The following is a 14,430-nucleotide window of genomic DNA, read 5'->3' as shown; positions in this document are numbered from 1 at the left end:
CGCTAGAGATTAATGGCAACCAGAAGTAAGCTCGAATTATTGGTATCCAACATGAACCGAATGGCATATATTTATCTGCATGGTTTTGCTTCTAGTCCCCAATCTAACAAAGCTCGTTATCTGCGCGATCGCTTTGCCGAATTAAATCTGAATTTACAGGTTCTCGATCTCAACCAAGGAAATTTTTCACGCCTTACTCTTACCAGACAGATACAGCAAACTGCAGCGGCTTTTCCAGATTCCGATCTTCCCGTAACTATTATCGGTTCTAGCTTTGGCGGTTTAACGGCAGTATGGCTAGCGCAAAAGTATCCTCAAGTAGAGCGTTTGGTACTTCTCGCACCGGCTTTTAACTTTCTTAATCACTGGCTGCCTAAATTGGGTGAGGCGCAGCTAGAGCAATGGCGAACTACTGGCTATTTACCTATCTATCATTATGGGGTAGATAAATTACTGCCTTTGCACTATAAGTTTGTAACCGATGCTGAAAGTTATGATGAATCTTCGCTAGTGCGATCGCTTCCTACATTAATTCTTTACGGTATCGAAGATGAAGTGATTCCCGTCGCTGCCAGTCGTAATTATGCCCGTCAGCGTCCTGAAGTTAAGTTAATCGAACTAGATAGCGATCATAGTTTATCAAATGTAAAACAGAGAATTTGGCAGGAAATTAAAATTTTTTGTAGCTTGTCTGCCTGAAATGCCAAAAAACGATCGATGACACATAAGTCGCGATCGTTTTGCTACTGTGTATCATACTATACATTTGGAAAGAGAGAGAGACTCGGATATATGTGAAAAATCCATCCTTTAGAGAAACAACTAAACTATTTCGGTCTACTCTCTCTTGACTTTTTTTGATGAAGAATTCCCAATGAGGCGTTAATTTAAGCGATAAAAAGCTTGAGAAGTATTTAAACAAATAGGGTTTACTATAAACGCACAATAACTATCTCAACAACAGATAAAACAACTTACCAATTCTGGCTATGATTGCGTTCCTAACTGGTTCACTTTAATTAGTAAGACAATTAGGTCTCGCCCAACTTTTGTTTTCTGGAAAGAAGTTATCGTGTAGATTGAAGCAGATCGTGTAGATTGAAGCAGGAGGTACAAGCTACAATCTTTTAGGAAGAAGCTTGGTGTACTTCTTTGTACCTGAATATAAATTAGCATCGACCCAAAATTAATTTCCAGTGGATTTTACTAATGTTTACCGTTTTTGATATATGTAAATATTCCTCATTATCGCGATACATCGATCGCTGGTTAGAATAATTTTATGTCTCAAGCTATTTCAAACAACTCATCCTCTTCAGCTCGAGTGGCACCTCTATTTATTTTGCTTGACGGTCACTCGTTAGCTTTTCGCGCTTATTATGCCTTTAGCAATTCTCGCAGTGGACCTTTAATTACATCCAAGGGAGTTCCCACTAGTATTTGTTTTGGTTTTCTCAATTCTCTATTACAGGTTTTAGAGTCAGAACAGCCTCAGTCGATGGCTGTCGCTTTCGATCGCAGCGAACCGACTTTTCGTCACGAAGCCGACTCTAACTATAAAAGCAATCGGGCTGAAACACCAGCAGACTTTATTCCCGATATGTTAAATCTGCAGCAGTTATTGGAGGCGTTAAATTTGACTATTGCCACTCAAGCCGAATACGAAGCGGATGATGTGTTGGGAACTTTAGCCAGACAGGCTAGCGAAGCAGGCTATCGCGTCAAAATTGTCAGTGGCGATCGGGATTTGTTTCAATTAGTGGATGATGCTAAAAATATCGGTATTCTCTATTTAGACAACAAGGCTTTAAAGACTAGTACCAAAAATTATCTAGAATTCGATCGCGCCGCAGTAGTCGCCAAGATGAACATCACTCCCGAACAGGTAGTTGACTATAAGGCATTATGCGGCGATCCTTCAGACTGCATTCCTGGAGTAAAAGGTATTGGGGATAAAACTGCGGTCAAGTTACTAAACAAATACGGCTCTTTAGAAGCTATCTATCAAAATATCGATTCGATTAAAGGTGCGACTAAAAAGAAACTGGAGGCGGGGAAAGCCGACGCGCTACATTCGCAATTTTTAGCTCGAATCGAGCTCGATACTCCTGTTGATGTCACCTTAGAAGACTGTAAATTAACGGGTTTCGATACCGAGAAAGTTATTGCCTTATTAAAAGAATTAGAATTGAATAAAGCGATCGCTAGTATAGACCGCTTGCAAGCTAGATTGGGCGGAGAAGCTTCAGGCGATCGCCAAAAAATAACCATTTCGCGTCAGCCTAGTGATAATAGTAACGGTCAGCTTTCTTTATTTGGCGATGAAAATCTAGTAGAAGGGGAATTAGAACCAGTCAAGCCACCAACTTTTACTCCCAAACTAAATACTCAGATTATCGACACCGAAGCCAAGCTGCAAGAATTAATTACTACGTTAGAAAAACATACTAACCCAGAACAGCCAGTTGCTTGGGATACCGAAACCACTTCTTTAGATACTCGCGATGCCGAACTCGTAGGTATTGGCTGTTGTTGGGGAGAAAAAAATTCTCAAGTTGCTTACTTTCCCATCAACCATACCGTTGGAAAACAGTTAAGCAAACAGCAGGTATTCTCGGCGTTAAAACCTATTTTAGAAAGTGCTAAATATCCTAAAGCTTTGCAAAATGCCAAATTCGATCGCCTGATATTACACTATCAAGGTATCGAATTAGCAGGAGTAGTTTTTGATACGATGTTAGCCAGCTACGTTCTCGATCCAGAAACTACTCACAATCTGGGAGATTTGTCCAAACGTTATGGTTTAGAAATTGCTGCTGCTAGCTATAAAGATTTAGGAATTGCTAAAGGACAAACTATTGCGGATCTAGATATTGCTAATGTAGCAGATTACTGCGGAGTAGATACCTATGCTACTTATTATTTAGTAGGGAAACTCAAAGCAGAACTCCAACAGTATCCCGACTTAGAAAAGTTATTACTAGAAATCGAACAGCCGTTAGAACCCATATTGGCAAAAATGGAAGCGACTGGCATTCGTTTGGATATCGATTATTTACGAGATTTTTCCCAAAAGCTAGAGCGAGATCTAGAAGAAATTGAAGCCCAAACATATCAGTATGCAGGGGAAAAGTTTAACTTGGGTTCTCCGAAGCAACTAAGCGAAATTTTATTCGATCGCCTGAATTTGGATCGTAGAAAATCTAAGAAAACTAAAACGGGTTATTCTACCAACCAGGCAGTCTTAGAAAAGCTCAAAGGCAATCATCCGATTATCGATACGATGCTGGAGTATCGCACTTTAGCCAAACTAAAATCAACTTATGTCGATGCCTTGCCCGCTTTAGTTCGTCAAGACACTAACCGAGTGCATACTGATTTCAATCAGGCAGTTACAGCTACGGGAAGACTATCTTCTTCTAATCCCAACTTACAAAATATTCCGATTCGTACCGAGTTTTCTAGACAAATTCGTAAAGCTTTTATTCCTGAAGATGACTGGCTGTTAGTAGCAGCAGATTACTCGCAGATCGAGTTGAGAATTCTGGCACATTTAAGTCAAGAACCCGTATTAGTGGAAGCTTATCGCAACAGTCGCGACGTGCATCGCGTTACCGCCCAACTTCTATTTGAAAAAGAAGAAATAACCGCCGAAGAAAGACGCTTGGGTAAGATAATTAATTTTGGGGTTATCTATGGTATGGGGGCACAAAGATTTTCCCGAGAATCTGGTTTTAAACCAGAAGTTGGCAAAAAGTTTATTGAAAAATATCGTCAGAAGTATGGCAAAGTTTTTGATTATTTAGAAGGAGTAAAAAAACAGGCGATCGCTTTAGGATATGTTACGACTATTTTAGGCAGAAGACGATATACAAATCTCACTAGCGACAGTTTGAAAAAGCTCAAAGGAAGCGATCCTCAAGATGTCGATTTAGAAAATCTCAATTACAGCTATTCCGATATGCAAATCTTAAGGGCGGCGGCTAATGCTCCCATTCAAGGCTCTAGTGCCGATATTATTAAGATTGCCATGATAAAATTACACCAAACTTTAGAAAAATATCGGGCGCGATTATTATTGCAAGTTCACGATGAATTAGTTTTAGAAATTTCCCCAGAAGAATGGTTGGAATTACAACCATTAATTATTTCAGCGATGGAAAATGCGGTTAGTCTGAGTATTCCTTTACTCGTCGAAGTTCACGCTGGAAAAAACTGGATGGAAGCTAAATAGGGCTGGGGAATCTAGCGATCTCTAGGGAAAGTAGGAAGAGTATGATAGGCAGGGAAAGACTACTAGTAGAGACTTAGGAAATTTTCCTATTGCCTCTCGCCTCCTGCCTTTTGCCTGTTGAAAATTTTTGAAAATTTGGCTATTTTCCCAATGTGTATCTTATGGGTCTGAGAAATACTGTATTACTGACTAATCACCGCGTTCAAAGGTTTCTTTACTGGATTTCTCGATATTTCTAGTTTAGAAACGTTTGTAAATAAACTAGGAACATTAGGCATTTCTTGATGACAAGTCGGACAAAACCAATAGCTTCTATGATGGCTTAAATGGCGCAACAGTTTATCTTGGCAACATAGACAAGTGTTCATATATTTCCCTTCTTTTTAAGCTAATTTTTAAGTTACTGACATGGCACAATCGCCTCAAAACTTTAGCAATCGTCGAGCCAGTTATTTTGTTAATTTCTATTCGTTTATTTAGATAACCTTGGGAAAAAATACTGTATGCTTACTGTATGCTTGGGGCGATCGCGATAATTTTGTTATATTTGTAATTACAAAAAATTGTTTGCTGAAATTTTTTTAAAAATACCATGAACAACCAGCTATATTTCATTCTAGCGTATCCAAAGAATAAATTTTCTATCTAAATATAGATATTAAGTTCGTTTAAACGAACTCGATCGAGCTTGGAGCTAAAAAATTCTTTTCTCGCTCGCTCGTAGTCAGTAATGAAATAGCATCGATGAAAAACAATTTAACTTTGTTAGTTCACTCTCAAGTTGTTACAAGGAATAGTATTGGTTGTAATAACATTTACCTGAGTAGAGCTATAAACATTTAGTTCCGTTTGTATTAAACTCTCGAATAATAACCTTTGTCCGGGAAAAACAACTTTTTCCCACTGAAAGCGGTCAGGATTAGTAATTTTGATTATTTGTAAGTTACTAGTAGTGTTTTGATACAGACAAAGAATTTTTTCGGATTTAATTTTTACATGAGGACGCTCGACAAGATTTTGATTTTTCATGATAATTGTTAGTTAAGTTCAGTTATAAAAAAAAGCTAATGAAAAGTATTCAATAGGCAATTAATTGCTATGAAAAAATACCAATCAAAACGTACTTTTTTTTAATCAACTAATTTTAAAAAATCTATAGTAATTTGTTTATTATTACTTGTTATTACTATAGAGTCGCAGGTGATTTCAGGCTTTAAATTTAAAGTCTCAACTCAAATCATTAGAAAGTTTAAACTTACGAGTAATGAAGGAATTGACTATAAACCAAATCTTTTGTAAAAAATTTTACAGTTTTTTATGAAAGAATTATTTTAGTTATTCCAGGCTATTTTTGTCTACTATACTATGATGGCGTTTATTTGGTAACAATCTCTGTATGGTTTATAACATAAACAAAGCTTTGTTAAATTTCTGTAACAAATTGGGTTAAAGTTCTCAATCTATATAAAAGCGATCGCTTTTAACCGTTGTTGCTTTTGCGCCATAACTCTATAACATTTATTTGGCATTTGTCTGATTTGAAGACTATTGCTTAGAAAAATTTTGTCAAGCAAAAATTTTAAATTTTTATCATACAATTTGAATTATAATGACTTCAAATAAAGTAACTAAAGCCGTAATTACTGCCGCAGGTTTTGGTACTCGGACGTACCCTGCAACCAAAGCTATCAAAAAAGAGTTTTTACCGATTATCGATCGCCAAGGTCGTGCCATACCAGTAATTCTAGCGGTTGTCGAATAAGCAGTAAAAGGCGGTATCGAAGAAATTGGCATTATTATAGTTCGGGCAAGCGATCGTGATTTATTTAAAAACTTTTTTCAGTCTGCAGCACCACCCGAACTTTGGCAGAAACTTTCGCCAGAGAACAGAGAATATAGTCAATATTGAGTTTGGCAAGAAAACCACTCGCTCTTGAAAATTAATGAAATATATGAAAAACCGACTCTTGAATATGCTCGACGAAATTTACGGGTTTCGGGAATGAATAATGATGAGTTTTTAGGTATTTTTGGTCTGTATGTTTTAGAGCCAAGAATATTCAAACTTCTAGCTTCAGAAATTGCCGATAACGAGCGGGTTAAAGGAGAATTTCAACTGACAACTTGTTTGGACAAACCCCAGAAAGAGCTCGGCGCAGTCGGCTATCTAGTCAAAGGACAACATTTTGATACGGGAATGCCTTTAGTTTATCGCCAGACTACGATCGATTTTTATGAGCGGGAAAGCAAACAATAGTCTGAGATCGCTGAATGTTTTTAGTTCAACTCAATTCAACCAGTTCGAAGTTCTAATTGTCGATCGCCTCAATTGCCCGCGCGATCGCTGTTTGTTGTGCGGCATCGTAACCCCAACGCTGCAAAAAGCCGTGGTAATTTCCCGTCCCTTCAGTAATAGTTCGTTCTAACTCGGTTAATTCTTGTTGAATTAAATTTAAATCGAGCTGGCGAATCAAATTAGCAGTGCGTCTAGTAACTCGTTCCGAGCCTCGGGCATTTTCTTCATCATGGTTGCGACGGTGAGCCACTGCCATTGCTGAAGACATGGCGAGATTTTTAACTAACAGTTCGCTAATTACTTCAGGAGCAGTTTTGAGAGCAGCGATCGCCCCAGAAGAAGGATTGTCTGCTAAGGGCAAATCGCCAGTTAAATAAGCTACAAAAAAACCACGCGCTCCTGCTTTAGTACTGACTATTTCAGCGATCGCTCGTTCGATTTCTGAGTCTGTCAGTTGGTTGTGGCTCATTTTGACCATCAAAGACTGAGTTTTGGCGATCACTTCGGGGAAAGAGCGCGCTGGTGCTTGCGGTTGAGATTGGTTCATAATTAAACTCTGCAATTTTAATTTAGCTTGAGAAACTTATCTAGTGCGGCGATCGTCTCGGGAGGCCAGCGGCGAATATTTTTTACCCAGTCTAGGTCTTGGTAGCGATTGTCTAAACCGACAGCGGCTACCCAGTTACTCTCTGCTTCTCCTTGTTTGCCTTCCACCCAAAGCACCGCTGCTAGAGCCGCACGCATATCGGCAAACATGGGATATTTACGTACTAAATTACGCATCTGACGAATTGCTTCAGTGCGATCGCCTAGTTGATATAAAACTAAAGCTGCGTTACCGCGAGCGAGAGCAAAGTCTGGTGCGATCGCTACTGCCTGTTGATAGTCTTCTAACGCTTCCTGCCATTTTTCCTGTCCTGCTTTGGCATTGCCGCGATTGTTGTAAGCCATCGCATCTTGAGAATTTAGTTCTAAAGCACGGTCGTAGTCAGCTAAAGCGAGTTTCCAACGTCTTTGACCTTCATAAGCAATACCCCGATTGAGATAGGTATCGGGATATTCAGGAGCGAGTTCGATCGAACGAGTATAATCGGCGATCGCTCCTTCTAATTTATATTGACCGATCCTAACGTTGCCTCGATTACTCCAAGCGGCAGGGTTATCGGGAAACTCATCAATTAGCTGAGTCCAGTAAGCTTCGGCACCAGCGAAGTCACCACTCTCTAAGGCGCGAAACGCTTTTTGAGCCAGTTGTTCGCCTCTTCTAATTTGTTGTGCCGTAATGTTGCCCTCGACATCCACTGCTACAGCTATCTCGGGAAAACTCCATAAGCAGAGGCAGAAGATACAAAGTAAGCTGACTAACCAACGAATCATAAAATTTTTGTTTGAAGTTACAGTTTTTTATCTTTAGTTTAATATTTTCCTTAATCTGTAATAGTTGCTAGGACTCCGTATTTCTTCAACTCGTTAGAGGTATTTACAACCCTTGAGGCTTTGCCAAGCGGGATAACTTCAGCCTTGATAAAGTAGATATATTGCCGAATATCTCAATAATAAATAATCTAAATTTTAATGACTCTGATTCGTATCCCTCAAGCCTGGGAAATTTCCGAAAACAAGATTACTCCGCCTCGACTGTACTACAATCGCCGTCGCTTTATTAAAACCCTCGTAGGAGCGGGTATCGGAGCGAGTATTTTACCTCTAGCCGGTTGTCAGTCAGGATCTTCTGCTGTCGGTAAATCTGCTTCTGAGACAGCTTTAGAAGCCAGTTTAGATTTACCAGCGATCGAATCCTTCACGCAAAATCCCCAATTCGCTAAGGTAAACCGACCAATTACTGCAGAAAAACTCGCAGGACAATATAACAATTTTTATGAGTTCGGCGGCAACAAAAAAATTTGGCTGGATGCTCAGAAATTACCTACAGAAAATTGGCAGGTTGAAGTGACGGGACTGGTAAAAAATCCTCGTACCTACGATCTCGATACTCTCAAGCAGCAGTTTCCCCTAGAAGAAAGAATCTATCGATTTCGTTGTGTCGAAGCTTGGTCGATGGTGCTTCCTTGGATTGGATTTCCAATGAAAGCTCTAATTGAAGCGGTCGAACCTACTGCTAAGGCTAAGTTTGTTAGCTTTACTTCTTTTTACGACCCAGAAATTACCACGGGACCTACATTTCATTTGGGTTCACTTCCTTGGCCTTATACGGAAGGTTTGCGAATTGAAGAAATGGCGAACGATTTAGCTTTTTTTGCCGTCGGTATTTACGGTCACGACTTGCCCAAACAACATGGCGCACCCTTACGTATGGTCGTTCCCTGGAAATACGGTTTCAAAGGAGCTAAATCTATCGTAAAAATTGAATTTATGGCAACTCAGCCAGCTACTTACTGGAATACCCTCGTTCCTAACGAATATAAATTTGAAGCTAACGTCGAACCTAATGTTCCCCATCCTCGTTGGTCTCAGGCTACGGAAAAATTTATCGGTACTGGTCCCGATTTATCTTGGGAAATCAAAGAAACCCTTCCTTACAATGGTTATGGAGAGTATGTCGCTAGTCTTTATACTTAATAAATGGAGTTTCTAACCAATTTTGGCGATCGCGGAATTTAAAAGTTTGAAGTGCAAAATTGGTTCTACCGACGACAATTTTAGGCAAGAGAAACAGAAACTTCTTAAAATAGGGCGGAGCCACAAACCATTGTAATCTTATAAAAACAGAGGTGGCCATCATTCGACCACCTCACGATCGTTTTTTATTTTTTGGCTCTGACTCGAGTTGCTCGGTTAATTATTATTATCATTACTTCCAAACAACTGAATCGACCCGAGTAAAAAACTTATCTTCCTTTTCTAATATTACGAGCCATGTTACGAAACATATCCATGCTGTTGTCTTTTCGACGACGCTCTTCTGGCTTGGTATTAGGGTTAGCGTTTACGGGTTGAAAACCATTGGTATTAGTTTGAGTAACCGCAGAGCCACCAGTAATTCCAGGCTGAGATTGAGAACTAGGAGTAGGGTTGAATACTGTATTGCTGGTTCGGTCTTGGTCTAGCTCAGTATTAAAATTTTTGTCTCCCATTGAAGAAACTTCTTTAACTACTTCAAAACCGTCTTTATATTTGAGGGTTTTGGGAAAAGTTTTTCTTACTCTGACAGGCTTTCTCATGTAGTTAATGTCGCCTAGAGTTTGTGCGTCATCTGGATTGAGGAAAAAATCTTTAGCTCCCATGAATCGTATCTCCTGATTATTGAGTGTGTTGACGAGAAAGTCTTAAATTAAAATTTCGCCCCATTAAAGTTGCGAAAAATAACCAAAAATTAAAATTAGTTAAGTTAAGTATTATTGTACATATAAATAAAACTAATAGTCAACCAAATATTAATCACTAAAGTCATACTATTAACAGAATTTACCTATGTGCGATCGCCGAGAAATATTGATTGCCTTGGTAATGACTCTGGTAGTGTTTGAGCTGAGAGGACAATGTTTTGGTTGTCGAGGAACAGTTAACGAAAATACAAAAACTTCTAATTTAGTTATTATTTTGGCTTGCAATTTAGCAGTACTATAGTACTAATTAATTGAGACGCGGCGATCGCACTTCAGCTACTTGCCATTTACCATTTCCTTTGTCTTAGACAAAAAGCTCTCGGTGCTATCTATAGCTAGATGAAATTTTGATAAGATTGGCTACGGAAATTATTATTTTGCCGACTTTTAGCTTATGTCCTCTTCTGTCGTAACCACGCAAGATAACCCTGAGCCCCAAAAATTAATTATCGCTATTCCTACTTCGGGAGTAACAGTACGTGGGACAATTAGTATACCAGGAGATAAATCTATTTCTCATCGTGCCTTGATGTTGGGGGCGATCGCTTCAGGAGAGACGATTATTGAAGGTTTGTTACTAGGAGAAGATCCTCGTAGTACCGCTAATTGTTTCCGGGGGATGGGAGCAGAAATTTCCAAATTAAATAGCGAACGAGTTGTAGTTCGAGGAATTGGGTTGGGCAATTTACAAGAACCCGATGATGTATTAGATGCAGGTAATTCTGGAACGACAATGCGGTTGATGCTTGGATTGTTGGCATCTCATCCAGAGCGAACGTTTGTCGTCACCGGAGATCGTTCTTTGCGATCTCGCCCTATGTCTCGCGTTGTCAAACCTCTAGAACAAATGGGTGCGGTTATTTGGGGACGCAGGCAAAATTCCTTAGCTCCTTTAGCGGTTAAGGGTAGACAACTCAAAGCCATACACTACATGTCTCCTATCGCCTCAGCTCAGGTCAAATCTTGTGTGTTACTTGCTGGATTGATGGTAGAAGGGAACACTACCGTTACCGAGCCAGCTTTGTCTCGCGATCACAGCGAACGCATGCTTAAGGCTTTTGGTGCCGAACTAATCACCGAGCCTCAACTTAACAGCGTTACCTTAATCGGGCAACCCAAACTAACGGGACAAAAAGTCATCGTTCCAGGAGATATTAGTTCTGCTGCTTTTTGGTTGGTAGCTGGTGCGATCGTACCAGATTCGGAATTGTTAATTACCAATGTGGGAATAAATCCCACCCGTACTGGAGTTTTAGAAGCCCTAGAGAAGATGGAGGCAAATATTAGCCGAGAAAATGAGCGCATTATTGCCGGAGAACCGGTGGCCGACTTGCGGATTAAACACAGTCAGCTAAAAGCCTGTACCATAGAAGGCAGTCTAGTTCCGCGTCTAATAGATGAGATTCCCATTCTAGCTGTAGCTGCTGCTTTTGCTAGGGGAACTACTATTATTAAAGATGCGGCAGAGTTGAGAGTCAAAGAAAGCGATCGCTTGGCGGTAATGGCTGCAGAACTAACTAAAATGGGGGCAAAAATCACCGAACTACCTGACGGTTTGGAGATTACTGGCGGCAAAGAGCTTAGGGGAACGGAGGTCGATAGTTACACCGATCATCGTATTGCCATGAGTTTGGCGATCGCCGCACTCAATACCGAAGGTGTTACCAGCATTCATCGCGCCGAAGCAGCTTCAATTTCTTATCCCAATTTCGTCAATACTCTACAACAAGTAACTGCTTAACAATGATTACTTTAATTAATTACGTGAATGTACCTTTCTCGCCCAAATTTGAATGGATTTAGAGAATAGTGAATGATAGTTTTTTAGTTCCCTAGGAGTCATTCCCAATTTACTTCCTCGCTCGAATAATTTTGCTAATGAGCTTATCGCTCTTTCAGCTTCTCTGGAAGTTTGGGGTGAATTAACTGCCAGTAATCTATCTAGTTCGGCTCTAATATCGGTCAGTGAAGCTTCTGAATCGGAGCGGAGTTTATTAGTAGGCAGTTCTTTGGTAACTGGAGGAGCTAAAGAACGGACACCATCTGGTTCTTCATTATCTGATAATTGACTCTGGGGCGGCACGTAAGTATGAGTTGCAGTATCATAAGCTAGAACTTCTCCATTCTCGATACGATAAATCCAACCATAAATTCTCAACTTATTTTGATGTAGTCTAGCTCTAACTACTGGATAGGTTTTAAGATTATCAATCTGAATTAAAACATTTTCTGCCACTAATGTTTCAACTAGTTCCTCTCCCGAGTAGTGAGGATAGTTTTCTAATACCAAACGACGAGTAGTTTCGGCGTGTTGTAACCAGTCATATACCAGGGGCATATCAGACTGTAGCTTGTTGAGTTTGAGCAGTCCCTTCATTGCACCGCAGTGAGAATGTCCGCAAATTACTACTTGTTCGATACCCAAAGCATGAATTGCATACTCAATCGTACCTCCTTCACCTCCATTAGCCGAGCCATAAGGGGGGATAATGTTACCTGCATTGCGAATCACAAACAGTTCCCCTATGTCAGTATTGGTGATTAAGTTAGGAGCTACTCTAGAATCGGAACAGGTAATAAACAGCACCCTGGGCTTCTGTCCGTGAGAAAGTTGTTCTAGAAGCTCTTGGTGAGTGTTTACATAGGTTTGTCGAAACTCATCGAGACCGCGAATTAACTTTTTCACTATTTTTTTGTAGACAACAGACAACTAGATGTTCTCTATTATCTAATAAATCAGAACTATTTTCGCCTCAGCAGACGAGACATATTATCTCGAAGCGGACGTAGTCTCCTTTTTAGCTGTTTTAAATTGGAGTTAATTTGCTTCTGTCGATACTGTATCTCAGCAGAAATCATACCATCGGGATAAACCAACCTACGGTTTTCTGTACAAAGTACTGGCTTACCACTGTATTTAGCGATATCTATAGCTTGTTTTAGTTCGCTCTCAATAAATATTATGCTCTTAGTTTGCCGATATATTTGAGACTTAAAATGAGCATGATTATTTAATGCTCTTCTGGTTGTTGAATCGGGCAAATCTAACATGAATAATTTTTCATATTTGATACCCTGTTTCTCTAGCCAATTTTCAGTTTGAGGTCTGTACTTTTCTAGACGAGAAGTTACTAAGTTACCCACTGGCAAGGTGGGAATGAGAAGTGGCTTGGCATTTTCTAAAAATTCAAGGTATTTTAGTCCATCATCATTTTCTTGGGAAGTGGGATCTTCACAGAGTACACCATCTATATCCAAACAAGCTTTCTCAAGATACCCGTGATGCATGAAGTTCCACTCGAACATACGTGGAAAAGGACAAATGTCAAAGTAAAGATCTACTTGGTCTTTGGTCTCTGGAGACACATAAACTGCTGCATAAATAACTTCTTGAGGAATGCCTGCTCGCTCAATTTTTTGTTTCGCCATAATAATAGTTTTACCAGTCCACACGCTGTCATCTATGACCAAAACCTTACGGCAGTCGCCTACTGTCACTCTTTGATTGGTATGAGAGCGAGTTCTGCCCTTACCTAGCATTCTTCCAGAAATCAAACCATCTAGATCTGTTAGAGGCAAATTGAGATGCAAGGCTAAGATGTTAGCAGGAATTAGACCACTACGGGGAATACCGACGATTAAATCTACGTCCCGTGGGATTAAACTGAGCTTGTTAGCCAAAGCCGAACTCATATCGTCAAAAGTACGAAAATTCATCATGATGGCTTTGCTCCTGTAAAGCCAAAGTTACTCCAACCCCATATATAAAAAACAGTTTTCTTTTGCCAGTTTTTGAATTTGGCTTTGTTTGCGATTTTAGTTAATAAATTGAACTTAATCATCTCAATTCTCTTGTTATTTTTTAAATTTCATTAAATTTTTTTAAAATTTTGCTCTACTTAGGATTTGTTTAATGAATTTGAATGAGTTACCGAACTTCTAAAAAATAATATCTGAGACTAATTACACTTGTTTTACTGAGATTATTTCGACTCTAGACACGGGTTGCTCATCATGTATAGTTACCCTGTAACTTAACTTTAGACCGAAATGGATGCTAATAAATAAAAAAATAGATCGAACTTTACGTTTATAGCTGCTAATTTTATTACTGATAAATTGCTATAGGGCTATTTTGACTCTTCTCTCTTGCCCAAGCATTACTATATATGTCATTTTTACCTGGCACCGCAAACCAAATAATCTAGTACGGACAACCGCAAACATACGCAAAAGTTTAGTTTGATTAAAAGTGCGAGCGCTACTCAAATAGAGTTGATTAGACCAAAATTACAGCTTGCGTTTTTTAAAAGTTTCTAATTGCATTGACCGTACGACAAAAAATACTTTGAACAAAACTTTAAATAGGCTAATAAATCGATTTTATCGTGACTTTATATTAATAAGGGGTATGTGCTTTGTAGAAAGCGAAGCTAACAACCTTAGCTCGTACTTTACCATAGCTTAATAGATACTACTAGTCAAGCATGAGTTTTTACTGTCTTTAAATAAAGTAATGTAGAGCTTAAAAGCTTCAAAAGGATATTTGGAAC

At 39.3% G+C, this 14,430-nt stretch carries 11 protein-coding genes and 1 pseudogene; 6 read left to right on the top strand and 6 right to left on the bottom strand.

Annotated features, from left to right (window positions below):
- Positions 1–12 precede the first annotated feature (12 nt).
- Both ACLFKQ_RS09280 and polA read left to right on the top strand, forming a co-directional pair.
- Positions 13–699 (top strand): YqiA/YcfP family alpha/beta fold hydrolase, encoded by a 687-nt coding sequence (locus tag ACLFKQ_RS09280; protein ID WP_448999556.1) that lies wholly within the window; start codon positions 13–15, stop codon positions 697–699.
- Positions 700–1,282: 583 nt separating this feature from the next.
- The gene (gene polA / locus ACLFKQ_RS09275; protein ID WP_448999555.1) at positions 1,283–4,234 is read left to right on the top strand and encodes a DNA polymerase I; all 2,952 of its coding nucleotides are present in this window, start codon (positions 1,283–1,285) and stop codon (positions 4,232–4,234) included.
- A gap of 765 nt (positions 4,235–4,999) precedes the next feature.
- Here the strand turns inward: polA and ACLFKQ_RS09270 are convergent.
- Complete coding sequence (locus ACLFKQ_RS09270; protein ID WP_448999554.1) at positions 5,000–5,263, bottom strand: DUF1830 domain-containing protein; 264 nt, start codon at positions 5,261–5,263, stop codon at positions 5,000–5,002.
- A gap of 580 nt (positions 5,264–5,843) precedes the next feature.
- On the opposite strand from ACLFKQ_RS09270, the pseudogene ACLFKQ_RS09265 reads away from it, so the two are divergent.
- A pseudogene (locus tag ACLFKQ_RS09265) lies at positions 5,844–6,491 on the top strand (sugar phosphate nucleotidyltransferase).
- Positions 6,492–6,543: 52 nt separating this feature from the next.
- Here ACLFKQ_RS09265 and ACLFKQ_RS09260 read toward each other — a convergent pair.
- Together ACLFKQ_RS09260 and ACLFKQ_RS09255 are read right to left on the bottom strand one after the other, a co-directional pair.
- The gene (locus tag ACLFKQ_RS09260) at positions 6,544–7,077 is read right to left on the bottom strand and encodes a hypothetical protein (RefSeq protein WP_448999553.1); all 534 of its coding nucleotides are present in this window, start codon (positions 7,075–7,077) and stop codon (positions 6,544–6,546) included.
- Positions 7,078–7,094: 17 nt separating this feature from the next.
- Positions 7,095–7,907, bottom strand: coding sequence for a tetratricopeptide repeat protein (locus tag ACLFKQ_RS09255; protein WP_448999552.1), 813 nt, complete (start codon positions 7,905–7,907; stop codon positions 7,095–7,097).
- Positions 7,908–8,105: 198 nt separating this feature from the next.
- On the opposite strand from ACLFKQ_RS09255, the gene msrP reads away from it, so the two are divergent.
- A complete protein-coding gene (msrP, locus tag ACLFKQ_RS09250; RefSeq protein ID WP_448999551.1) occupies positions 8,106–9,110 on the top strand; it encodes a protein-methionine-sulfoxide reductase catalytic subunit MsrP in 1,005 nt (334 codons plus the stop codon).
- A 269-nt stretch (positions 9,111–9,379) separates the two neighbouring features.
- Here the strand turns inward: msrP and ACLFKQ_RS09245 are convergent, their stop codons facing one another.
- Complete coding sequence (locus ACLFKQ_RS09245) at positions 9,380–9,775, bottom strand: hypothetical protein (protein WP_448999550.1); 396 nt, start codon at positions 9,773–9,775, stop codon at positions 9,380–9,382.
- Between the two features lie 187 nt (positions 9,776–9,962).
- Here ACLFKQ_RS09245 and ACLFKQ_RS09240 point away from each other — a divergent pair, with 187 nt between their 5' ends.
- Complete coding sequence (locus ACLFKQ_RS09240; protein ID WP_448999549.1) at positions 9,963–10,118, top strand: hypothetical protein; 156 nt, start codon at positions 9,963–9,965, stop codon at positions 10,116–10,118.
- 153 nt (positions 10,119–10,271) lie between these two features.
- The gene (gene aroA / locus ACLFKQ_RS09235) at positions 10,272–11,618 is read left to right on the top strand and encodes a 3-phosphoshikimate 1-carboxyvinyltransferase (RefSeq protein ID WP_448999548.1); all 1,347 of its coding nucleotides are present in this window, start codon (positions 10,272–10,274) and stop codon (positions 11,616–11,618) included.
- A 15-nt stretch (positions 11,619–11,633) separates the two neighbouring features.
- Here the strand turns inward: aroA and ACLFKQ_RS09230 are convergent, their stop codons facing one another.
- Together ACLFKQ_RS09230 and ACLFKQ_RS09225 are read right to left on the bottom strand one after the other, a co-directional pair.
- Positions 11,634–12,563 (bottom strand): carbonic anhydrase, encoded by a 930-nt coding sequence (locus tag ACLFKQ_RS09230; protein ID WP_448999547.1) that lies wholly within the window; start codon positions 12,561–12,563, stop codon positions 11,634–11,636.
- A gap of 56 nt (positions 12,564–12,619) precedes the next feature.
- Positions 12,620–13,597, bottom strand: coding sequence for a phosphoribosyltransferase family protein (locus ACLFKQ_RS09225; protein ID WP_448999546.1), 978 nt, complete (start codon positions 13,595–13,597; stop codon positions 12,620–12,622).
- Positions 13,598–14,430 lie beyond the last annotated feature (833 nt).

It is taken from the genome of Myxosarcina sp. GI1(2024) (assembly GCF_053543375.1).
Note: the sequence above shows the minus strand (reverse complement) of the source record. Positions and strands in the feature narration are given on the sequence as shown.